Source organism: Delftia sp. JD2 (genome assembly GCF_001682645.1).
GTDB classification, from domain to species: Bacteria; Pseudomonadota; Gammaproteobacteria; order Burkholderiales; family Burkholderiaceae_C; genus Comamonas; species Comamonas acidovorans.
Genome location: NZ_LFJT01000050.1, coordinates 1 through 22,257 on the forward strand (window position 1 = coordinate 1; position 22,257 = coordinate 22,257).

The 22,257-nt window shown below is 66.4% G+C and carries 19 protein-coding genes and 1 tRNA gene; 8 read left to right on the plus strand and 12 right to left on the minus strand.

The genetic code is table 11. The features are described 5' to 3' along the window. Window positions 1–341 precede the first annotated feature (341 nt). The 6 genes from ACM14_RS22530 to cysS form a co-directional block, all read right to left on the minus strand. A tRNA-Ser gene (locus ACM14_RS22530) sits at window positions 342–434 on the minus strand. A gap of 53 nt (window positions 435–487) precedes the next feature. Beyond that, a complete protein-coding gene (locus tag ACM14_RS22535) occupies window positions 488–1,753 on the minus strand; it encodes an aspartate kinase (protein ID WP_012204430.1) in 1,266 nt (421 codons plus the stop codon). A 178-nt stretch (window positions 1,754–1,931) separates the two neighbouring features. Beyond that, entirely contained in the window at window positions 1,932–2,891 is a 960-nt protein-coding gene (gene tilS / locus ACM14_RS22540) for a tRNA lysidine(34) synthetase TilS (protein WP_175403296.1), read from the minus strand. A gap of 186 nt (window positions 2,892–3,077) precedes the next feature. Further along, window positions 3,078–4,055: an acetyl-CoA carboxylase carboxyltransferase subunit alpha gene (locus tag ACM14_RS22545; protein WP_012204428.1), complete on the minus strand. Its 978-nt coding sequence runs from the start codon at window positions 4,053–4,055 to the stop codon at window positions 3,078–3,080. An 83-nt stretch (window positions 4,056–4,138) separates the two neighbouring features. After that, the gene (locus ACM14_RS22550) at window positions 4,139–4,948 is read right to left on the minus strand and encodes a DNA-3-methyladenine glycosylase (RefSeq protein ID WP_034391589.1); all 810 of its coding nucleotides are present in this window, start codon (window positions 4,946–4,948) and stop codon (window positions 4,139–4,141) included. A gap of 49 nt (window positions 4,949–4,997) precedes the next feature. Then, the gene (gene cysS / locus ACM14_RS22555; RefSeq protein WP_065347349.1) at window positions 4,998–6,383 is read right to left on the minus strand and encodes a cysteine--tRNA ligase; all 1,386 of its coding nucleotides are present in this window, start codon (window positions 6,381–6,383) and stop codon (window positions 4,998–5,000) included. Between the two features lie 204 nt (window positions 6,384–6,587). On the opposite strand from cysS, the gene ACM14_RS22560 reads away from it, so the two are divergent. The 5 genes from ACM14_RS22560 to ACM14_RS22580 all read left to right on the plus strand — a co-directional run bounded on the left by ACM14_RS22560 (window position 6,588) and on the right by ACM14_RS22580 (window position 10,294). Further along, the gene (locus ACM14_RS22560; protein ID WP_013803374.1) at window positions 6,588–7,121 is read left to right on the plus strand and encodes a tetratricopeptide repeat protein; all 534 of its coding nucleotides are present in this window, start codon (window positions 6,588–6,590) and stop codon (window positions 7,119–7,121) included. A gap of 142 nt (window positions 7,122–7,263) precedes the next feature. After that, a complete protein-coding gene (locus ACM14_RS22565; protein ID WP_013803375.1) occupies window positions 7,264–7,851 on the plus strand; it encodes a peptidylprolyl isomerase in 588 nt (195 codons plus the stop codon). 57 nt (window positions 7,852–7,908) lie between these two features. After that, the gene (locus ACM14_RS22570; RefSeq protein WP_063326722.1) at window positions 7,909–8,415 is read left to right on the plus strand and encodes a peptidylprolyl isomerase; all 507 of its coding nucleotides are present in this window, start codon (window positions 7,909–7,911) and stop codon (window positions 8,413–8,415) included. A 164-nt stretch (window positions 8,416–8,579) separates the two neighbouring features. Next, on the plus strand, window positions 8,580–9,428 hold the full coding sequence (locus ACM14_RS22575; protein WP_065347350.1) for a UDP-2,3-diacylglucosamine diphosphatase: 849 nt from the start codon (window positions 8,580–8,582) through the stop codon (window positions 9,426–9,428). Beyond that, on the plus strand, window positions 9,425–10,294 hold the full coding sequence (locus tag ACM14_RS22580) for a zinc-dependent peptidase (RefSeq protein WP_065347351.1): 870 nt from the start codon (window positions 9,425–9,427) through the stop codon (window positions 10,292–10,294). The genes ACM14_RS22575 and ACM14_RS22580 overlap by 4 nt, the downstream gene beginning before the upstream one ends. Here the strand turns inward: ACM14_RS22580 and ACM14_RS22585 are convergent. Next, on the minus strand, window positions 10,285–11,253 hold the full coding sequence (locus ACM14_RS22585; protein WP_013803379.1) for a LysR family transcriptional regulator: 969 nt from the start codon (window positions 11,251–11,253) through the stop codon (window positions 10,285–10,287). The two genes, ACM14_RS22580 and ACM14_RS22585, sit on opposite strands and share 10 nt — an antisense overlap. A gap of 126 nt (window positions 11,254–11,379) precedes the next feature. On the opposite strand from ACM14_RS22585, the gene ACM14_RS22590 reads away from it, so the two are divergent. Both ACM14_RS22590 and ACM14_RS22595 read left to right on the plus strand, forming a co-directional pair. Then, a complete protein-coding gene (locus tag ACM14_RS22590) occupies window positions 11,380–12,135 on the plus strand; it encodes a sulfite exporter TauE/SafE family protein (protein WP_225614328.1) in 756 nt (251 codons plus the stop codon). 123 nt (window positions 12,136–12,258) lie between these two features. Then, window positions 12,259–13,593 (plus strand): DUF2325 domain-containing protein, encoded by a 1,335-nt coding sequence (locus ACM14_RS22595; RefSeq protein ID WP_065347353.1) that lies wholly within the window; start codon window positions 12,259–12,261, stop codon window positions 13,591–13,593. A 68-nt stretch (window positions 13,594–13,661) separates the two neighbouring features. On the opposite strand, the gene ACM14_RS22600 is transcribed toward ACM14_RS22595, so the two are convergent. Both ACM14_RS22600 and mdeB read right to left on the minus strand, forming a co-directional pair. Beyond that, window positions 13,662–15,842, minus strand: a complete 2,181-nt coding sequence (locus ACM14_RS22600; RefSeq protein ID WP_065347354.1) for a c-type cytochrome — start codon at window positions 15,840–15,842, stop codon at window positions 13,662–13,664. Window positions 15,843–16,177: 335 nt separating this feature from the next. Next, window positions 16,178–18,808 (minus strand): alpha-ketoglutarate dehydrogenase, encoded by a 2,631-nt coding sequence (mdeB, locus tag ACM14_RS22605; RefSeq protein ID WP_065347355.1) that lies wholly within the window; start codon window positions 18,806–18,808, stop codon window positions 16,178–16,180. Between the two features lie 104 nt (window positions 18,809–18,912). Here mdeB and ACM14_RS22610 point away from each other — a divergent pair, with 104 nt between their 5' ends. After that, complete coding sequence (locus tag ACM14_RS22610; protein ID WP_012204416.1) at window positions 18,913–19,383, plus strand: Lrp/AsnC family transcriptional regulator; 471 nt, start codon at window positions 18,913–18,915, stop codon at window positions 19,381–19,383. An 18-nt stretch (window positions 19,384–19,401) separates the two neighbouring features. Here ACM14_RS22610 and ACM14_RS22615 read toward each other — a convergent pair whose 3' ends face one another. The 3 genes from ACM14_RS22615 to ACM14_RS22625 form a co-directional block, all read right to left on the minus strand. After that, a complete protein-coding gene (locus ACM14_RS22615; protein WP_065347356.1) occupies window positions 19,402–20,322 on the minus strand; it encodes a DUF3014 domain-containing protein in 921 nt (306 codons plus the stop codon). 191 nt (window positions 20,323–20,513) lie between these two features. After that, window positions 20,514–21,179: an alpha/beta hydrolase gene (locus tag ACM14_RS22620; protein WP_013803384.1), complete on the minus strand. Its 666-nt coding sequence runs from the start codon at window positions 21,177–21,179 to the stop codon at window positions 20,514–20,516. A gap of 95 nt (window positions 21,180–21,274) precedes the next feature. After that, on the minus strand, window positions 21,275–22,213 hold the full coding sequence (locus tag ACM14_RS22625) for a class III extradiol ring-cleavage dioxygenase (protein ID WP_065347357.1): 939 nt from the start codon (window positions 22,211–22,213) through the stop codon (window positions 21,275–21,277). Window positions 22,214–22,257 lie beyond the last annotated feature (44 nt).

Genomic DNA, 22,257 nt, shown 5'->3' on the forward strand with positions numbered 1-22,257 from the left:
CTTGGCTGTTCGCCTCAAACGCCCACGCTTATCGGCTGTATATTTTTAAGGATCGAAGCAGAGAATTTCTTCTTTGCTTCCGACTCGCTGCGATCAGCGAAGCCTTGAATTCTAGCACAGTTTTTAGCGTCGTTGCAATCAAATTTCTTCGATCTTCTTAACACCAGCGATCTGCATCGCTCCTCTTCAGCAGAGCCTTGCATTGTAGCACGTTTTTTCAACCCGCCAACAACAAGATTCCTACCGCAGCAACCAGAGCATCAGCCCCAACCACCGGATCAGGCCACCAAAACAACCCTCTCATAAAAAAAGCCACCCTTGCGGGTGGCTTTTTTCTATCCTGGCGGAAACGGAGGGATTCGAACCCTCGATGAGGCTCTACACCCCATACTCCCTTAGCAGGGGAGCACCTTCGGCCACTCGGTCACGTTTCCGGAATGACGTTATTGTAACGTGCTTTTTTGCCGGTTTCGGCAAAACGATGATTTTATTCCGGCTTGTCGAGACCGAAGGCGGTGTGCAGGGCGCGCACGGCCAGCTCCAGGTACTTCTCGTCGATGACGACGGAGGTCTTGATCTCGGAGGTGGAGATCATCTGGATGTTCACGCCTTCCTGGCTCAGTGCACGGAACATGGTGGATGCCACGCCCACATGGCTGCGCATGCCGATGCCGACAATGCTGACCTTGGCGATGTTGGGGTTGCCGACGACTTCGGTGGCACCCAGGGCGGGCACGACCTTGTCGCGCAGCAGCTCCATGGCGCGCTGGTAGTCGCCCTGGCTGACGGTGAAGCTGAAGTCGGTTTTGCCTTCCTTGCTGATGTTCTGAATGATCACATCGACTTCGATGTTGGCATCAGCCACCGGACCCAGGATGCCGTAGGCGATGCCGGGGGTGTCGGGCACGCCGAGAACGGAGATCTTGGCTTCGCCGCGGTTGAATGCGATGCCGGATACGACGGCCTTTTCCATTTTTTCGTCTTCCTCAAAAGTAATCAGCGTGCCGGAGGTGGATTCCTCCTCCAGGTCGATGTCCCAGGGCGTGAAGCTGGAGAGCACGCGCATGGGCACCTTGTACTTGCCGGCAAATTCCACCGAGCGGATCTGCAGCACCTTCGAGCCGAGGCTGGCCATTTCCAGCATTTCCTCGAAGCTCACGGTGTTCAGGCGCTTGGCGGCCTGCACCACGCGCGGGTCGGTGGTGTAGACGCCGTCCACGTCGGTATAGATAAGGCACTCGGCCGCCTTCAGCGCCGCAGCCACGGCCACGGCCGAAGTGTCGGAGCCGCCACGGCCCAGCGTGGTGACATGTCCGTTGGGATCGATGCCCTGGAAGCCCGTGATGATGACCACGCGGCCTGCGTCGAGTTCGGCGCGAACGCGCTTGTCGTCGATGGACTCGATGCGTGCCTTGGTGAAGCTGCTGTCGGTGCGCACGGGAACTTGCCAGCCCGAGAAGCTGATGGCTTCCACGCCTTCGGCCTGCAGCGCAATGGCCAGCAGTGCCGATGACGCCTGCTCGCCCGTGGAGGCCAGCATGTCGAGTTCACGGTAGTACGCCGTTTTGGCCGAGCCGGGAGCCAGCTCGCTGGCCAGACCCAGCAGACGGTTGGTTTCGCCACTCATGGCGCTGGGGACGACCACCATCTGGTGACCCGCACGAGCCCACTTGGCCACGCGCTTGGCAACGTTGCGGATGCGCTCTGTCGAGCCCATCGAGGTGCCGCCGTATTTATGAACGATCAGTGCCATTGGATATCAGGGTGACGAAACTGCTTGCCACGGCGCTGTACGACAGATGGATGCTTGTGCAAGCCAGGATGTTCGAGAGGACTGCGCATGAAGCGAAATGTCCGCCCGGACCCGTCTTGCGCAAGCCGTTTGGTTTTGGCGCGCCGCCGGTTTTCGTACAAAGTTGGACCAAAACTCGTCAATTGTACCAATCGAGCACCGACCCCAGGCGCCGCACAAAACCCCGCCCCATCTTGAGATGGATGCGGTGGCCTCGCGTACGGCAAACGCCGATCTGCGCGAGCAGCTGATCGAGCTGCGCGGCACTGGGCGTGGTGGCATGCACGCTGCGCAGCCAGTGGCGCAGCACATTGGCCTGGCGTGCGGGGCTCAGCGCCTGCAAGGCGGTTATGCCGGGGGGGGTGCCGATGGCCGCCAGATCGGCCTGCGCCAACTCCTGCAGAAGTTCGGCCGCCTCGGCGCAATGCCGGCTGCTGCGCGCGAACGTGGCGCGAAACTGGGGAAAGGCCTGCTGCAGCGCGGGCAGCAACTGGGCGCGGATGCGGTTGCGCGTATAGCGCGCGTCGGCATTGGTCGGGTCTTCCACCCACGCCTGGCCACGCGCCGCAAGCCAGTCACGCAGGACCTGGCCGGGCAGATCAAGCAGCGGTCGATGCCATTCGAGATCCGCCCTGCTCCACTGCGCCGGCATGGCGGCCAAACCGGCCACACCGGCGCCTCGAGACAGGGCCAGCAGCAGCGTCTCGACCTGGTCGTCCGCATGTTGCGCCAGCGCCATGCTGCGAACGGGCGGCAAGGGCTCTCCGCTGGCGCCCTGCACAGGCCAGGGTTCGCGGGCGGCCTCTATCAGCGTTGCGTAGCGCAGCTGGCGTGCGGCGTCCTCAGGACTCTGGCCCGGCGCGTGGCGCGCGTCCACGCGGCGAATCTTCAAAGGAACGGCATGCTGCGCGCAGACTTTCTCGCACTGGCCGACAAAGGCGTCGGCCGCCGACTGCAGACCGTGGTGCACATGGATGGCCACGACCTGGCCCGGCCAGCGCTCGGCGCAGGCCAGCAGCAGCGCCGTGGAGTCCGCACCGCCGCTGAAGGCCACGGCCAGCGGCAGTTGCGGCGCAAAGCGATGGATGGCCGCGTCCAAAGCGGCACCCGGTGCAGCACCTGGTGCAGCATCTGGCGCGGCTGCCGGAACATTGCGCAGTGGGTCGGTGATCGGAATTTCCACAGGCTTGGATCAGAGGTATCAGGACGCGGGCCAGGGATTGGCGCAAAAAGCAAACGGCTCCCAGGGGGAGCCGTTCAGTGTGCCAGAGCGTGGCGCAGACCTTCAGCGGTTGTCGGCCTTGGTATCGGCGAAGCGTCCGTAGCTTTGCAGGCGCTCGTAACGGCGGTCCTGCAGTTCCTTGGGCTTGAGGTCCGCCAGCTGGCGATAGGCATCGCCCAGCGCGCGCTTGAGGAAGGCGGCCATTTGCTTGGGGTCGCGGTGGGCGCCGCCCACGGGCTCATTGACGATCTTGTCCACCAGGCCCAGGGCCTTGAGGCGGTGAGCCGTGATGCCCATGGCATCGGCCGCGTCCTGGGCCTTTTCGCCGGTCTTCCAGAGGATGGAGGCGCAGCCTTCCGGGCTGATCACGGAGTAGACGGCGTATTGCAGCATCAACACCTGGTCGGCGACGGCAATGGCCAGGGCGCCGCCCGATCCACCTTCACCGATGACGGTGGTGATGATGGGGGTCTGCAGCTGGGCCATTTCGTAGATGTTGCGGCCGATGGCTTCGGACTGGCCGCGCTCTTCGGCTTCGATGCCGGGGAAGGCGCCAGGCGTGTCCACGAAGGTGAAGACCGGCAGGCCGAACTTTTCGGCCGTCTTCATGAGGCGCAGGGCCTTGCGGTAGCCCTCGGGGCGCGTCATGCCGAAGTTGCGCAGCGTGCGCTCCTTGGTGTCGCGGCCCTTCTGGTGGCCGATGACCATGCAGGAAATGCCATTGAAGCGCGCCAGCCCGCCCACGATGGACTGGTCGTCGGCAAAGTGCCGGTCGCCGTGCATCTCGATGAAGTCGGTGAAGCAGTCGCGCACATAGTCCAGCGTGTAGGGACGCTCGGTATGGCGCGCGATCTTGGTGATCTGCCAGGGCGAGAGGTCGCTGTAGATGTCCTTGGTCAGCTGCAGGCTTTTTTTGCTGAGCTGCTCGATCTCTTCCGAGATATCGACTGCGCTTTCGGTCTGCACGTAGCGCAGTTCCTCGATTTTGGATTCGAGCTCGGCGATGGGCTGCTCAAAATCCAGAAAGTTCTTTTTCGCCAACTTGTTTCTCCTTGTCCCAGCCAGGCACGGTGCATGCGTTCCGGCCGGAAAACGGGGGTTGATCGGGTGTGATCGGTTTGTCTTCAGGCTGCAGGCTGCGGTTCGAGCGAGCGCCAAATATACCAAGTCGCCACGGTGCACCACGGCTTCCAGGCCTCGGCAACCTCACGCGCCTCGCTGCGGCTGACGGGGTCGCCTGAAAAATAGTTCTGGCTGATGCCCGAGATCAGGCCTGCATCGTCCAGCGGCAGCACATTGGGCCGCTGCAGGTAGAAGATGAGGAACATCTCGGCGGTCCAGCGGCCCACGCCTCGGATGGACATGAGTTCGGCCACGATGGCTTCGTCACTCATGCCCTGCCAGTCGTCCTGGTGCAGGCGGTGCTCGGTGAAGTGCATGGCCAGGTCCACCAGGTAGTCCACCTTGCGGGCAGACAGGCCCACGGCGCGCATGTCGTCCACCTTGAGCTTGAGCACCAGGTCAGGCGCCATGCGGGCGGGCAGGCGCGCGAACTTGTTCCACAGCGTCTGGGCAGCCTTCATCGAGATCTGCTGGCCCACGATGGAGCGCGCCAGCGTGGCGAAGGCATCGCCGCCGGGCTGCAAGGCCAGGTGGGCAAAGCGCGGGATCAGGCGCTTCATCACGCGATCGCGCCGCACCAGCTGGCGGCAGGCCTCGGCCCAGTAGGCCGGGGCGCCCTCGGGCGGTGCGGGCAGGGATATCTTGGCCTTGGGAGCGGAGGCAGCGGCAGCGGCGGCCGCAGGCGCCGAACCTGCGCGCGCGCCCAGCGTCACCATCGGCAGCGGGGCCGGTTGCTGTTCGGGCACGGGCAGATCGGCCACCAACGGCAATTGCTCGAAATCCATGGTGTCCAGGGGTTTGGCGGAGGCCATCAAAGCACCTCCCCGCACCTGGCGCGGCACATCTGGCAAGGCATACGGATCAGCCCTTTGCGGCTGCCTCCCAGGTCGTGCCTGCGGGGGAGTCCTTGAGCACGATGCCCTGTTCCAGCAGCGCCTTGCGGATGCGGTCGGCCTCGGCCCAATCCTTGGCCGCCTTGGCGGCTGCGCGTGCGGCAATCTGCGCCTCGATGGCGCCGGCATCCATCTCCGAAGTGCCCGCCTGCAGGAAGGCCTGCGGGTCGCCCTGCAGCAGCCCCAGGCAGCCGGCCAATGCCTTGAGCAGGCCCGCCGTCTCGGCACTCTTGCTGCGGTTGACTTCGGCAGCCAGCTCGAACAGCACGGCCACGGCCTCGGGCGTGCCGAAGTCCTCGTCCATGGCCGCCTTGAAGCGTGCGGCAGCGGGATGATTCCAGTCGATGGCAACCTCGGCAGGCGCGACCAGGCTCAGCGCCGTGTACAGGCGCTTGAGCGCGCCGCGTGCGTCGTTCAGGTGCACGTCGCTGTAGTTCAGCGGGCTGCGGTAGTGGCTGCGCACGACGAAGAAGCGCACGGTCTCGGCGTCGTACTGCTTGAGCACGTCGCGGATGGTGAAGAAATTGCCCAGCGACTTGGACATCTTCTCGTTGTCCACGTTGATGAAGCCGTTGTGCATCCAGACCTGCGAGAACGGCTTGCCGGTCGCGCCTTCGCTCTGGGCGATCTCGTTTTCGTGGTGCGGGAACTGCAGGTCGGCGCCGCCGCCGTGGATGTCGAAGCTCTCGCCCAGCATCTCGCAGCCCATGGCCGAGCACTCGATGTGCCAGCCGGGACGGCCCACGCCCCAGGGGCTGGCCCACTTGACCTCTTCCGGCTCGGCGGGCTTGGCGCTTTTCCACAGCACGAAGTCCAGCGGATCCTGCTTGCCGTCCTGCACGGCCACGCGTTCGCCGGCCTGCAATTCGTCCAGCGACTTGCCCGACAGCTTGCCGTAGCCGGGGAATTTGCGCACGGCGAAGTTCACGTCGCCATCCGTGCCCTGATAGGCCAGGCCCTTGTCCTGCAGGCGGCCGATCATGGACAGCATCTGCGGCACGTATTCGGTGGCGCGCGGCTCATGCGTGGGGCGCTCGATGCCCAGGGCGTCGGCGTCCTGGTGCAGGGCGTCGATCATGCGGTCGGTCAGCGAGCGGATGGTCTCGCCGTTCTCGACGGCGCGACGGATGATCTTGTCATCGATGTCTGTGATGTTGCGCACATAGGTCACGCGATGGCCGCTGGCACGCAGCCAGCGCTGCACCACATCGAAAGCGACCATGGAGCGTGCGTGTCCCAGGTGACACAGGTCGTACACAGTCATGCCGCACACATACATGCGCACATGGCCCGGTTCGATTGGCGAAAACGCTTCCAATGCACGCGACAGCGTGTTGTAGATACGCAAACTCATGGATGTTTATCAGGGGAGAAAGGGTCGCTGCAGGGGGCGCGTCCCACGCGCCGCCGGACCCTTGGCGCCGATGCAGGCATGCTCAGCAGGGAGCAGGAGCGGCAGGCGCAGAGCCCGTGTGACCCAGCACACCCCTCAGCTACAATTGACTGCAGTATAAGCCCGCGCCGCGGGGCATTCCCCCGAGGCCCCGAAAGCACCTACATGCCTCTACGCAACTCGTTTCGCTCCGCCCTGCGCCTCGCGGCACTGGCGGCCCTGCTCGCAACAGGCCACGCCCACGCCGACGACTATACGGAAGTGAATCAGTTGCTGCGCAACGGCAAGAGCACCCAGGCGCTGGCACGCGCCGATGCCTATCTGGCCAAGAACGCACGCGACCCGCAGATGCGCTTTCTCAAGGCGGTTGCACTGACCGACAGCGGCAAGACGGACGAGGCCATCGCCGCGCTGAACCAGCTCATCGAGGACTATCCCGAGCTGCCCGAGCCCTACAACAATCTGGCGGTCATCTATGCCGGCCAGAACCAGCTCGACAAGGCGCGCTCCGCGCTCGAATCCGCCGTGCGCAACAACCCCAACTACGGCGTCGCCTACGAGAACCTGGGCGACATCCATGCCCGCCTGGCCTACGAGGCCTACTCCAAGGCGCAAGGCCTGGATGGCCGCGCGGCCAGCGTGCGCCCCAAGCTCAAGCTGCTGCGCGACCTGCTGGCGCCCGTCACCGCCGCCAAGTAGGCCCCCGGCCCACGCGCGCAGCCCTTGCGCCAGCGCGCGCGGCGGTCGATCGGGTCTTGCCATGCCTGGCGCGCACCCGCAGGAACCTGCCCGGTTTTCCCCACTCCATCCCCCAGCCCTTTGGCTTTCACAGGAGATTCGCATGACCACACGCCGCATTGCGTCGCTTTCCCTGGCCGGCATGGCCCTGGCCGCTTCCCTTTTCACCGCCCTGCCCGCCATGGCGCAGAACGCCACGCCCAAGGTGCAGATCAAGACCAGCATGGGCGACATCGTGCTGGAGCTGAACGAGGCCAAGGCTCCCAAGACCGTGGCCAACTTCATGCAGTACGTGCGCGACAAGCACTATGACGGCACGGTGTTCCACCGCGTGATGGACGGCTTCATGATCCAGGGCGGCGGCATGGATGCCAGCCTCAAGGAAAAGCCCACGCGCGCACCGATTCCGCTGGAGGCGGACAACGGCCTCAAGAATGACCGGGGCACCATCGCCATGGCGCGCACGGGCAATCCCAACTCGGCCACCTCGCAGTTCTTCATCAACGTGGTGAACAACGACATGCTCAACGCGCCCAAGCCTGACGGACATGGCTACGCCGTCTTCGGCCGCGTGGTCCAGGGCATGGATGTGGTGGACAAAATCCGCACGGTGGCCACGGGCAACCAGGGCATGCACCAGAATGTACCCACCAAGCCGGTGACCATCCTCTCGGCCACCGAAGTCAAGTAAACCGCGCGCCGCGCCTTGCGTGGCACGCCCTTCCCCTCCATCCAACAAGGAATCGCCATGAGCAATCCCCAAGTCGAACTCCACATCGCCGGCCACGGCGTCATCACCATCGAACTCGACGCCGCCAAGGCCCCGAAGAGCGCAGAGAACTTCCTGGCCTATGTGAACAAGGGCCACTACAACAACACCATCTTCCATCGCATCATCGATGGCTTCATGATCCAGGGCGGCGGCTTCGAGCCCGGCATGAAGCAAAAGGAAACGGACGCTCCCATCGAGAACGAGGCCAAGAACGGCCTGAAGAACGATAAGTACACCCTGGCCATGGCCCGTACCGGCGACCCGCACTCGGCCACCGCCCAGTTCTTCATCAACGTGGCCGACAACGGCTTCCTGAACCACACCTCGCCCAGCGCACAGGGCTGGGGCTATGCCGTGTTCGGCAAGGTGATCAAGGGCACCGAGATCGTGGACAAGCTGCGTGGCGTGAAGACCGGCCGCAACGGCGGCCACCAGGACGTGCCCAAGGATGACGTGATCATCGAAAAGGCCGTGGCCCTGTAATCAGGCGCTTGCGCACACGAGGCGGCCGTGCCCTTTCGGGTCCGGCCGCCCTGTTGTCCATGCGCATGGCACCAGGCCGTGCGCATGGACAACAGACCCGCTTCAGAGCCGTCCCAAGGCTCCTACAGCCCTTCATGCAGCGCCCTTGCCGGGTGCCCCGTCCCATGGCCCAGACCGCCGCGCCCCGCCCTCTTCCCGAGCCGCCCATTGCGGCCGAGTGGACACTGCCTGCGGGCTGGCGCACGCTGGAGTTCATCTCGGACCTGCACCTGCAGGTCAGCGAGCCCGCCACCGTGCAGGCCTTCCGGAACTACCTGGCCGCCACGCGGGCCGATGCCGTCTTTCTGCTGGGCGACCTGTTCGAGGTCTGGGTCGGTGACGACGCCCTGCTGGAGCCGGGCAGCTTCGAGGCCGAATGCGCCACCGCCATGCGCGCGGCAGCCACCCGCACGCCGCTGTTCTTCATGCAGGGCAACCGCGACTTCCTGACCGGCGCGCAGTTCGATGCGCTGTGCGGCACGACCACGCTGACCGATCCCACCGTGCTTGACTGCGGCGACCAGCGCATCCTGCTCAGCCATGGCGATGCCCTGTGCCTGGACGATGTGGACTACCAGCGCTTTCGCGCCATGGCCCGCTCGGCGGCCTGGCAGGCCGGCTTCCTGGCCCAGCCGCTGCAGGTGCGCCGCGACCAGGCACGCGGCATTCGGCAGGAGAGCGAATCGCGCAAGCGGGAATCGGACGGCCATGGCGCCGCCATGCCCACCTATGCCGACCTTGACGCGCAGGCCACGCGCAGCTGGCTGCATGCCGCAGGTGCCGCCACCCTGATCCACGGCCACACGCACCGCCCGGCCGACCATGACCTGGGCGATGGCCTGCGGCGCATCGTTCTCAGCGACTGGGATCTGGCGGCGCCCGTGCCCCGCGCCGAGGTGCTGCGCTGGGAGCGCGGCATGGGCCTGCAGCGCCTGCCGCTGTCCGATGTTCTTGAACAGGCCAGCCCGCCATGAGCCTTTGGCAACACCTGGGCCGCTGGGTCCGCAGACTGGGCCGCCGCGCACGCTCCACGGTGTCGCCGGTGCCCGAGATTCCTGCGCCGCTGTGGCTGTCCACGCTGGCCGCCTACCCTTTTCTCGCGTCGCTGACGCTGGAGGAGCAATCCAAGCTGCGCGCCCTGGCCGCCGTCTTCCTGCAGCGCAAGCGCTTCCACGGCGCCCACGGCCTGCAAGTGAGCGATGCCATGGCGCTGGAGATTGCCGCCCAGGCCTGCCTGCCCCTGCTGCACTGGGGCGAGCCGCAGGGCGCGCTGTCCTGGTATGACGACTTTGTCGGCATCGTGGTGCACCCGGGCGATGCCGTGGCGCGGCGCCAGAGCATGGACGAGGCCGGCGTCATCCACGACTACGACGAAGTGATCATGGGCGAGGCCATGCATGGCGGCCCCGTCATGCTGAGCTGGCAGGCCATTGGCGCAGGCCGCGGGTCGCATGCCAGCCACCATGGCCACGGCGGCCAGCCCGCCAACGTGGTGATCCATGAATTTGCCCACAAGATCGACATGCGCAACGGCGGTGCCGACGGCTGCCCGCCCCTGCCGCCCGGTTTCATGGGCAGCGGCTCCGCGCGCCAGGCCCGCGAGATATGGCAGGCCGCCTGGGCGCCGGCCTACGACGCCTTTCGTGAGCAGATCACCATCGCCGAACGCTTTGGTGGCGAATGGCCCTGGCTGGACGGCTATGGCGCCACGGCGCCCGCCGAATTCTTCGCCGTGGCCTGCGAGGCCTTCTTCGTGGACCGCGCCCGCTTTGCCCTGGAATTTCCCACGCTGGCGCCGCTGCTGGCTGCGCTCTTCAAGCCGGCCACCAGTCAATCCTGATCGGAGCAAACCTCCTTCAGCGCCTGGGCGAACAGGCGCTGCTCCTCGTACTGCCCGCCCGCCTTGCGCTCGAACAGGGTGATGGGTGGCAGGGTCCAGCCAAAACGGTGGCGCACGATGCCCACGCCCGCGATGCGCACCAGTTCCTCGGCAATGTCGGCCGGCACGATGGACACGGCCCGCTCATTGGCCGCCACCAGTTCGCCGATCACCTTGGCCGAGAGCGTTTCCACAAACGGCGGCGGCGGCTCCACGCCCGCGCGCAGAAAAAAGTCGGTGATCTGCTCGCGCATGGGCGTGCGGCGCTGGCCCAGCACCCAGTCAAGCCCCGTGAGTTCGGCCCACTGCAGAGGTCGGCGCCCCAGCCGCGTGGCCAGGCTGCGGTGGGCGATCAGGCGTGGCTCCTGCTCATAAAGCACGCTGTGCCGTATGCCGCTCATGTCCAGCACGGCCGAGGCGCGGCCAATCACGCAGTCCAGCTCATGTGCGCGCAACTTTTGCAGCAGGCGGTCGCTGGTGTCCTCATGCAGCGTGACCGTGATGCGCCGGCCTTGCGGCCGCGTCCTGCCGATGGCATCGGCCAGCATGCGCGCCGGCAGAAAGGGGATGACACCCACCTGCAGGTGCGCCGCACGCTGCTGCCCCACGGCCTCGATGTCGTGGGCCCAATGGTCCAGATCGGCCAGCATGCCCCGGGCGCGCGCCAGCACCAGCGCGCCCAGCTCCGTAGGCTCCATGCCGCGCGCAGAACGCAGGAACAGCGGCGCGCCGAACAATGACTCCAGCTCGGCCAGGGCCTGGGTCACGGCGGGCTGGCTGGTGGCCATGCGCTCGGCCACGCGGGTCAGCGTGCCCAGCTCGCTGATGGAGCGCAGCAGCAGCAAATGCTTCATCTTCAGGCGCGTGGCCATGCGGTGGGCCAGTTGGGCAGCGGTCGATGCAGTGCGGTTTTGCGGCATGGATTCAGGTGTGGCGCGTCATAAGCAAAACCATATTGAACAATAAAAACAAACGAATTTCTGCTTATGCATGCGTTCCAGAATTCCGGCGTCTTGCACACCCAAAACGAAAGGACCAGGCAGACCATGGATGGCATGTTTTTCATCATCGCGCTGGGCGCGGCGGCGGCCGGATTCGTGCAGGGCCTGTCGGGCTTTGCCTTCGGCATGGTGGCCATGTCGTTCTGGGCATGGGTGCTGGAGCCGCGCGATGCGGCCGTGCTCACCGTCTTCGGCTCGCTGCTGGGCCAGGTGCTGTCGGCCATCACCGTGCGGCGCGGGTTTGCGCTGGCAAAGCTGCTGCCCTTCATCCTGGGCGGTCTTGCCGGCATTCCGCTGGGCGTCTTGCTGCTGCCGCACCTGGACATGGCCTGGTTCAAGGCCCTGCTGGGCGGCATGCTGGTGCTGTGGTGCCCAGTGATGCTGCTGTCGGCCCGGCTGCCCAGGCTGGCGCGCGGCGGCCGGGTGGCAGACGGCGCCGTGGGCCTGGCGGGCGGCGTGATGGGCGGACTGGGCGGCTTCACGGGCACGCTGCCCACGCTGTGGTGCACGCTGCGCGGCTACCCCAAGGATGAGCAGCGCTCCGTCATCCAGAACTTCAACCTGTCCATGCTGGCCGTGACCATGGCCACCTACCTGGGCACCGGCATGGTCACGCGCAGCATGCTGCCGCTGTTCGCCATCGTGGCGCCGGCCATGCTCATTCCATCGCTGCTGGGCTCCAGGCTCTATATCGGTATCAGCGAGGCACGGTTCCGGCAGATCGTGCTGGGCCTGCTGTGCCTGTCCGGCGTGGCGCTGCTGGCGTCTTCCGTGCCCGTACTTTTGCAGCGCGTGGCCTGAGCGCGCCGCGCGCCCACACTCCATCGGCCAACGGCAGTCAACTATGTGAACCTCTGGCACACGCCTCGCTATGCTTCATCGTATATTACGAACTGCACCAGCCCTTCCATGAGAGGCCTTCCGATGTTGACGCCCCCCTTCAAACTCAGCGCAGGCGGCATGGCCGCCCTGGGCGCCGCCGTGTCGGCCGGCGCGTTGCAGTCCGGGGACGGCCAGTGCTGCGGGCACGACCATGTCCGCGAAGAGCATGGCGGCGCAGCGCACGCCCAGGCGCGCACCCGGCTCTACCAGCTGGACACGCATCTGCACTGCTCGGTGATAGGCACCTGCCTGAGCCCGGCCGAGCTGCGCAAGCTGATGGGCCGGCACATGGATATCAAGGGCAAGACCGACCTGGAACTGCACCACCAGGCCGTGGGCCTGGCGCATGAGAACGGCGACCTGTCCAAGGCCATCCACAAGGCGCTGGACCAGCGCCATGCCGCCGTGATCAAGGGCTTTGCCGCCGCCCAGGACGAGGCTGCACTGGAGGCCGCGTGGAAGCAGGCCTGGCAGCAGGGCGAGATTCCGGGCGCCTACTGGGCCCTGCTCACGCACAAGTGCACCAGCTTTGCGCTGCGGCAAATGGCCTTTGGCGAGGTGCACATGCTGTCGCACCTGATGGGATCGGCCAACCGGCATGAACTCAAGCGCTTCGTGGCACTGGAAAAGGAAAACCTGGAACTGCAGGACAAGCTGGAACGCGAACGCCAGCGCCACCACCAATCCCAGCTCGAACGTGATGCGCTGGCCGGCCAGCTGCGCCAGCAGTCCCTGGACTTCGAAGCCCGCCTGTCGCAACTCAGGGCAGGGACAGCCCGTGGCGGCGAGACCCGCCCCGCCGATGCGGGCGCCCTGGTCGGGATGCACACCGAACAGCGCGAGCGTGCAGAACGCGCTGCCGAACAGGCCTGGGCCGAGGCTGGCCGCCTGCAGCAGATGGCCGAGCAATTGCAGCAGCGCGTGCAATGGCTAGCCGAGGAACTGGCCGCCGCCGAAAAGGAACTGCATCGCGCCGCCACCCAGCCCCAGGCCCCTGATGCCGCGCAGCAGCAGGCGCTGCAGGGCCGCAAGCTGCTCTACGTGGGCGGGCGCCCCAGCTCCACCCCTGCCATACGCGACCATGTGCAACGCCATGGCGGCGAATTCCTGCACCACGACGGCGGACTGGAAACGCGCAAGGGCCTGCTGGCCGCGCAGCTGCCCCGCGTCGACCTGGTGGTGTTCCCCGTGGACTGCGTGGACCATGATTCCGTGGTCAACCTCAAGCGCCTCAGCGAGCGGCATGGCGTGCCCTTCATCGCGCTGCGCACGGCCAGCCTGGCCAGCTTCGCGGCCACCGTGGCGCGCGAGTTGGCACCGCCCAACGCGGGAACCCGCACCGCCAGCGCATCACACTTTTGCCTGCGCCACGGTTGATGGCGCCGGGTGGCGCGGGCCCAGCGCCGGGCCTTGTGTTTTCAGGATTCCATCAGTACCTCAGCACCTCAGTACCGCGCATCGGCCGGCTTCTTGTCCTTGGGCCAGTCCTTGTGCTTGTTGGCAAAGTCCGGGCGCGGCTGGTGGCTGAAGTACTCGGCCACGTCCACGGCCTCCTGGTCGCTGAGGCCGCCCTGGCCCAGCGGGAAGTTGCCATGGAAGGCGATGGGCATGTTGCGCTTGACGAAGGCCGCTGCCGTGTAGGTGCGCGCCATGCCCGCGCCGATGTTGAAGGACTCGTCACCCCACAGCGGCGGATAGACCCACTGGCCCTTGGCGTTCTTCACGCCCTCGCCCTCGCCGCCATGGCAGACCGCGCACTGGGCCGCATAGACCTTCTTGCCGTTGTCCACGTTGGGCACGATGGACTGGCTGATCTTGCCCACGCCCCGGCCTTCGACCTTGTCTTCGGGTTTGGTTTCGCGGCGCATCCAGTCGAAGTAGGCCACCATGGCCTTGATCTCGTCGGACTCCAGCGGCAGAGGCTTGCCGTTCATGGAGCGCAGGAAGCAGCCATTGATGCGGTCCTCCAGCGTGATGACGCGGCCCGCGCGCGGCGCATAGCCGGGGAAGAAGGCCGAGACACCGATATATGGCGAACCATCGGCCACCGTGCCCGCGTTCAGGTGGCAGCTGGCGCAGTTCAGCGCATTGCCCACATTCCTGGGCAGCAGGTCACGCGTCTCTATGTTCAGGCGGGCGCCGTAGACCAGTTGCTTCGCGTTGGATTCGTCCAGCATGGCGGCCAGGCGCGGCGTCTCGAAGGGGCGCGCGCTTTCGCCCTTGGCGTCGAGCTGCTTGCGCATGGATTGCACCTCCTTGGCATGGATCTCGCGCGCATCGGCACGGCCCCAGCTCTTGCGGGCGAAGTTGAGGATGTCGGCAATCTCCGCATCCTTGAGCTGTGCGAAGGCCGGCATGGTCAGCGGCCGCGCATGGCTTTGCGTGACGGGCGCCTTCCAGCCCACCAGCATCAGATGGATCAGCGTGGACGGGTCCTGCGACTGCAGCGAGAAATTGCCGGCCAGTGGCGGGAACACGTCCTTCACGCCACCGCCATCGGCACGGTGGCAGTCGGCGCAGAACTGCAGATAGCCCAGGCCGCCACGGCTGGCGTAGAGATCGGCAGGCACATCGGAAGACACTGCCGGCGTGGCGGACGGCGCATGCACGGAAGCCTGCGACGCCGGATGCGGGGCGATGACCGGCCCCGGCCCCTGGGCCACCTGCATGGGCAGATCGCTCTTGCCTGCGGGCAGCGACTTCAGATAAGTGCCAATGGCCAGCAGGTCCGCATCGCTCATGTACTGCGTGCTGTGCTGCACCACGTCGACCATGTTGCCGGAGACCGTGCCGTGGCTGTTGCGCCCGGTCTTGAGCAACTGGGCGGTTTCCTCGGGTGTCCACAGATTGCGCAGGCTCAGCGCGCGCCAGTTCTCCACGGTCTCGCCGGCCAGGAAATACTCGCCCTTGCCGCCCTCGCCGGTCATGGTCTTTTCCTGGAAGCCAACGCCGCGCGGCGTATGGCAGGCGCCGCAGTGGCCCAGGCCCTGCACCAGGTAGGCACCCCGGTTCCACTGGGCAGTTTGCTGCGGCTGGGGCTGGAAGGGCGTGTCATCCAGAAACACCCAGTTCCACAGCGCCAGGCCCCAGCGCTGGTTGAAGGGAAAGCCCAGGTCGGACTCCTTGTTGGCCGCCTTCACGGGCGCCACGCCCTGCAACAGATAGGCGTACAGGGCCTGCATGTCCTCGGCCGTCATCTTGGCGTAGGAGGGATAGGGCATGGCCGGGTACAGGTTGCGGCCATCGGCCGCGACGCCCTTGCGCATGGCGCGGTCGAACTGCTCGAAGCTGTATTTGCCCATGCCCGTATCGGCGTCGGGCGAGATATTGGTGGAATAGATCTTGCCGAATGGCGTCTCCAGCGCCAGCCCACCACCCATGGGCTGGGATTTATTGCCGGTGTGGCAGGCAACGCAATCTCCCAGGCGTGCGATATATCGGCCGCGATCGACCAGGGTTCTTTGCTCCGCCGTCAGGTCCGCCGCGTAATCGGCAGGCAGGTCATCAATGATTTGTGGCATTTGCGCATGGTCCACTCCGGGCGCCGGCGCCGAAATGGCCAGTTGCCAGGCGGCGGCCGACAGCGCGGCCACGCAAAGCAGGCCTTGCTTGAGCGAGAGTTTCATCGTCTTCGATCCACTGAAATGAATTATTATTGAAAGAGGCAAAAACGGATATTGACGAGATATTCAACCCAACGCCTGCAGCCATTGCAGCAAATGATCATATCTTTGCGCAATATCTTCTTATATATACGAATTCTAGTGGTATCTACCTATTTTTTCCATGCAAGCCGACGAAAACGATAAGCCAATAGCGCATTTAACGCGGGCTTAATCAATACAGGGAAAAAGCGCGCGCAGCCGCCTCGGGCGCACACGAAAAAGCGGCCCGCAAGGGGCCGCTGATTTCACCGTCGGTGTATCCGTCAGTGTATGGGGTGGCGGCTCGCCCGCCGGGCTCAGGCCGCCTGGCTGCAGCGGCGCGCCGCCTGCGCCACGCTGTGCGCGTCCACGCCAAAGTGGCCGCGCAACGCGGCACGCGTGTCACTTCGGCCAAAGCCGTCCGTGCCCAGGGTGAGGAATCGCCTGCCTGCGGGCAGGAAGGCGCGCACGGTCTCGGGCACGGCGCGCACATAGTCGGTGGCAGCAATCACCGGGCCCTGCGTGCCGTCCAGCAGTTGGGCGATCCAGGGCTGGCCAGGTGCCTCACCTGCCAGCATGCGCTGCTCGCAGGCCACGCCATCGCGCGCCAGTTCGCTCCAGCTGGTCACGCTGACCACGGTGGCGGCCATGCCCTCGCTGGCCAATTGCTCGGCGGCCTTGAGCACTTCGGTGAGGATGGCACCCGATCCCAGCAAGGTGACGTGCTGCGTGGCACGGTCCGCATCGCCAAAGCGGCCGAACACATAACCGCCACGCAGCACGCCTTCGGCCGCGCCCGGTGGCAGGTCGGGCTGGGCGTAGTTCTCGTTCATCAGGGTGATGTAGTAGAAAACGTCGCGCTGCTCGACCAGCATCTCGCGCATGCCGGCGTCCAGGATCACGGCCAGCTCGCCCGCATGCGCGGGGTCCCAGGCCTTGCAGTTGGGAATGGTGGCCGCCACCAGATGGCTGGAGCCGTCCTGGTGCTGCAGGCCTTCTCCGCCCAGCGTGGTGCGGCCCGAGGTGGCGCCCAGCAGAAAGCCGCGCGCCCGCTGGTCGGCCGCCGCCCAGATGGCGTCGCCCACGCGCTGGAAGCCGAACATGGAGTAGTAGATGTAGAACGGCAGCATGGCCAGGCCGTGCACGCTGTAGCTGGTGGCCGCCGCCGTCCAGCTGGCGATGGCGCCGGCCTCGCTGATGCCCTCCTCCAGGATCTGGCCGTCCAGCGCCTCGCGGTAGGACAGCACCGAGCCGATGTCTTCGGGCGCGTAGCGCTGCCCCAGGCTGCTGTAGATGCCCACCTGCTTGAACAGGTTGGCCATGCCGAAGGTGCGCGCCTCGTCCGCCACGATGGGCACGATGCGCGGCCCCAGCTGCGCGTCCTTGAGCAGGCCGCCCAGCATGCGCACGAAGGCCATGGTGGTGCTCATCTCCTTGCCGGCAGGCGCCAGCGCGAACTGCGCGTACTGGTCCAGCGCTGGAACGGGCACGCGGTCGCACACCGTTTCACGGCGCGGCAGTGCGCCGCCCAGGGCCGTGCGGCGATCGCGCAGGTACTGCATCTCGGCGCTGTCATCGGCGGGCCGGTGGAAGGCCAGGCCCTTGGCCTGCTCGTCACTGAGTGGCAGGTTGAAGCGGTTGCGGAACTCGATCAGGTCGGACTCGTCCAGCTTTTTCTGGCTGTGCGTGGTCATCTTGCCCTGCCCGGCCGAGCCCATGCCGTAGCCCTTCTTGGTATGGGCAAGGATCACCGTGGGCTGGCCGCGATGGGCGGCAGCCGCTGCATAGGCCGCATGGATCTTCACCAGGTCATGGCCGCCGCGCTTCAAGCGGTCGATCTGCTCGTCCGTCAGGCCCTGGGCCAGGGCGGCGAGCTCGGGGTTCTGTCCGAAGAAATGCTCGCGGTTGTAGCGTCCGTCCTTGGCAGCGAAGGTCTGCATCTGCCCGTCCACCGTGCCGCCCAGCGTGCGTGCCAGCGTGCCGGTGAGGTCGCGCGCAAACAGCCCGTCCCAGTCGCTGCCCCACAGCAGCTTGACCACGTTCCAGCCCGCGCCGGCAAACAGCCGCTCCAGCTCATCGACGATGCGGCCGTTGCCGCGCACCGGGCCGTCCAGACGCTGCAGATTGCAGTTGACCACCCAGACCAGGTTGTCCAGCCCTTCGCGCGCGGCCAGCGTGAGGGCGCTCATGCTTTCGGGCTCGTCCATCTCGCCGTCGCCAAACACGCCCCAGACCTTGCGCTCCTGGCAGTCCAGCAGGCGGCGGTGCGTGAGATAGCGCATGAAGCGCGCGTGGTAGATGCTGCTGATGGGGCCAATGCCCATGGAGCCCGTCGGGAACTGCCAGAAATCGGGCATCAGCCAGGGATGGGGATAGCTGGACAGGCCTTGCGCGCCAGCGGCCGGCGCGCTGATCTCCTGGCGGTAGTGCTGCAGGTCCTGCTCGGTCAGCCGCCCTTCCAGGAAGGCTCGCGCATACACGCCGGGCGCGCTGTGCGGCTGGAAGAACACCAGGTCGCCCCGGTGCTGGCCCGGCGCAAGTCCCTCCCGGGCATGGAAGAAATGGTTGAACCCGGTCTCGAACAGGTCGGCCGCGCTGGCATAGCTGGCAATATGGCCGCCCAGCTCGCCATAGGCTTGGTTGGCGCGCACCACCATGGCCAGCGCGTTCCAGCGCATGATGGACGCCAGCCGCTCCTCGATGGCCAGGTCGCCCGGAAACACCGGCTGCTGCTGCGCCGCCACGCTGTTCACATAGGGCGTATTCAGGTCGGGCTGCCAGCCCAGGCGCTGCTCGCGCGCCATGCGCGCCAGCTCTTCCAGCACGAAGCGCGCTCGCTGCGGACCTTCTGTGGCGACCAGGGCCAGAAAGGCCTCGCGCCATTCGGCGGTTTCCTGGGGATCGGTATCGATATCGGCCAGCGCGGCCAGTGGCGTGGGTGCGTTCATGCCCGCCACTTTAGGACTGGCAGGCCGGCATGAGCAGCCGTTCATGGATAAGGAAAACGCCATATTCCAGCATTTCATGCCGGTATCTACATAAAATCCGGCACATGAAACTGGACACCATCGACTTGCGCATTCTGGCCGAGTTGCAAACGGACGGCTCGCTGTCCAACGTGGAACTGGCGCGGCGCGTGCATCTGTCGCCCTCGCCATGCCTGGCGCGCGTCAAGGCACTGGAGAAGGCCGGCGTGATCGCGCGCTATGTGGCGCTGGCCAATGCGTCGGCGCTGGGGCTGGGGCTGAATGTGTTCATCAACATCAGCCTCAAGTCGCAGGCCAAGGAATCGCTGGCCGACTTCGAGCGCCGCATTGCCGAGCACGACGAGGTCATGGAGTGCTACCTGATGAGCGGCGACGCCGACTACCTGATCCGCGTGGCGCTGGCCGACATCGGCGCGCTGGAGCGCTTCATCGTGGAGCAGCTCACGCCCATTCCCGGCATAGAGAAGATCCGCTCCAGCTTCACGCTCAAGCAGGTGCGGTACAAGACCGCCCTGCCCCTGCCGGCCGCAGGCTGAGGTGGCAGGAGGCTGGCCTCAGCCCGCAGGCTTGGCCATCTCGCCGGTGGCGATGCGGCGGCGCAGCTCGCCCAGCACGGCCTTGAGGCGGCGCTCGTTGTCCAGGCCCACGCGCACCAGCATCTTCTGTCCGCTGGACAGGGCCTGCAGCTCAGGGTCAGCGTATTCGTAGCGCACCCAGGGCTGGATGGAGGGCACCTCGCCCTCCACCTTGGTCAGCCGTACTTGCACCGGGCCAGCAGGCTCGGGCGCGGCGCGCAGGTGGTCTATGACGGCAATGAGGCGATCGTTGAAATATCGGCTGGGATAGCCCAGGTCTTCATAGGCAGTCTGGAACAGAGGGTACAGCCGGGCATAGAGCTTGACGGCCCCGTCCATGGGAATGGACTCGGCAAAGGCCACGAAGGCCTTGTAGCGTGCGGCGTTGGCGGGGGCGATGTCCTGCGCCTCTCCAGCCTCCGCCGCGCCCTCCACCGTGAAACGCTGAGGCGCCGGGTGCACGGGCCAAAGCCGTGCAGGGGCCTGGGAACGGGTCAGGTTGTCCACGGTGGCCACGGCGCGGCGCACAAAGCCGTCCATCTGCAGAAAGCTGCCTGCCTTGTCACGGCCCAGCAGGCCGTTGAGGGCCTGGGTGACATGGGCGTCGGAGTCCTGCAGCGCGGGCAGGCCGGAGGCGGGTTGCTCCAGCGCATCGACAGGGTTCTGGGGCTCGGTCAGCTCGGGCGCGGGGACGGGTTCAGGTTCGGAGGGCTGGGTGGACTGGGCGGGCGCCTGCGCCACTTCCGGCGGCGCCTCGGGCACGGGGGCGGGACGCCACCAGTACCACCAGGCCGCGCCCCCCAGGGCGGCAGCCGCCAGCACCGCTGCGGCGATGCCGAAAGCCGATGGGCCGGAGGATCTGGCGCGGGGGCGGAAGTCTTGGGGATCGCGTTCTGGCATGGATGGGTCCTTTGGCTTGGGCAGGGGGCTGGCAGCTCAGTTGCCGCAGGACGTGCGACAGCAAAGCACAACCAGGGTTCCCCGGCTTTGCTGACACCGGCCCCTGCCTTGTGTTTATAAGCCGCCGCGCTCTCTGCGCAGGCCATCGTGCGCGCCCGGCAACAACGCGTTACCCAGCTTACGCGGCCGTCTCAGCCCTGCGTGCCCAGATCCTGGAGCCAGGCCATGGCGGCCTGCAGCTCGTCGGGGCGGATCTCATGCATGCTGGGGTACTCGTGGTAGCTCAGCTGCAGCGGCAGGCGCTGCACGTGGCTGCGAATGGCGTGGGCGCTGGTCAGCGGAATGACGTTGTCGTAGGTGCCGTGGCTGACCCAGAGCGACTTGCCGTCAAAGGCCGCGTCAGGGGCCTGGTGCGGCAAGGCCTCGGGCAGCAGGCGGCTGTGCCAGCACATGGCGGCGCGCAGCAGCGCGGGCTGGGTCAGCAGCAGGCTGAGCGCCATGATGCCGCCCTGGCTGAAGCCGCCCGCCACGGTTCGCTGGGCAGGGATGTCCAGCCGCGCTCCGGCCTGCTGCACGGTCTGGGCCACCAGGGCGCGGCTGTGCTCTTCCTGCGATGCGTGGATGTGGCGCGTGCCGTTGGCATCCACCGTGAACTGGAACCAGGCATGGGCTGAGGGACCCATGGAAAACGGAGCGCGCAGGCTGAGCACGTGGAACTGCGGCGGCACGAACGATGCGAGGCCGAACAGATCCTGCTCATTGCTGCCAACGCCATGCATGAGCACCAGCAGCCAGGGCTGCTGCCCCGGTGCAGGTTGTGCGGGGCGCTCCAGCGCCACCAGAGGCAGGTCGATCATCACGGACTCCTTGGTTTTTTAGCGATTTCCAGGACCGGGGTGGTCCCGGGCAACGCGCCATTGTGGCGCCTCGCCAAGTCCGCGGCAGCAGGAGGTTATGCCGCCTGCGCGTCCTCGAAGGCCATCGCATCCATGGCCAGGATGGAATACATGACTTCGCGGCTCAGATACCGTGGTCGCGCTGTCGCGCCGGCCGCGCCCAGCGCGAAGTACAGCGGCATGAAGTGCTCCTCGCTGGGATGGGCGCGCCGGGCCGAAGGCGCGCGGGCGCGGTAGTCCAGCAGCGCGGGCAGGTCCTGCGCCTGCAGGCGCGATTCGATCCAGCGGCTGAAGTCCTGCACGTAGGGCGAGGAGGCGCTGGAGCCGCCGACGGCATGGTCGCCCTGCAGGCCATCCTGGCTGTGCAGGGCCTGCACGGCGTCGTCCACCCGCACCGTGGCCTCGCCCGTGCCGCCCCGGAATTCGCCCAGGTTGTGCGTCATGCTGCCGGAGCCAACGATGAGCACGCCCTCATCGCGCAAGCCCGCCAGGGCTGCGCCCAGCGCATGGGTTTCGGCCGGCCCGGCCGAGGCGGGCAGGGACAGCTGCACCACGGGCAGGTCGGCATCCGGCAGCAAATGCATCAGCGGCACCCAGGCGCCGTGGTCGAAGGGCCGCTGCGCGTTGGCGGTGGAGGCAATGCCTGCGGCCTGCAGGCGGTCCATGACTTCCTGCGCCAGCTGGGGCGCGCCGGGGGCCGGGTACTGCAGTTCGTAGAGTGCGGGCGGAAAGCCGCCAAAGTCGTGCCAGGTGGAGGGAGTGGCACCGGTCATGACTTCCACGCCGTGCGACATCCAGTGCGGCGACATGACGACCACGCCGCGCAGCGGGCCGTGGGCCTGGCGCAGCGCCCTGCCCCATTGCGCGAGCACGGGGCCGGTTTCACCCGGCTCCAGCGCGAACATGGGCGAGCCGTGGGAGACATAGAGCACGGGCAGCCGGGCACCGGCAGCGGAGGAAACCTGGGGAGAGTGGGGAGCGTGGGAGTCTTGCATTCCCCTAATGTAGGGACGCCCGGGCGCCGCGCCAAGCCGCCAGC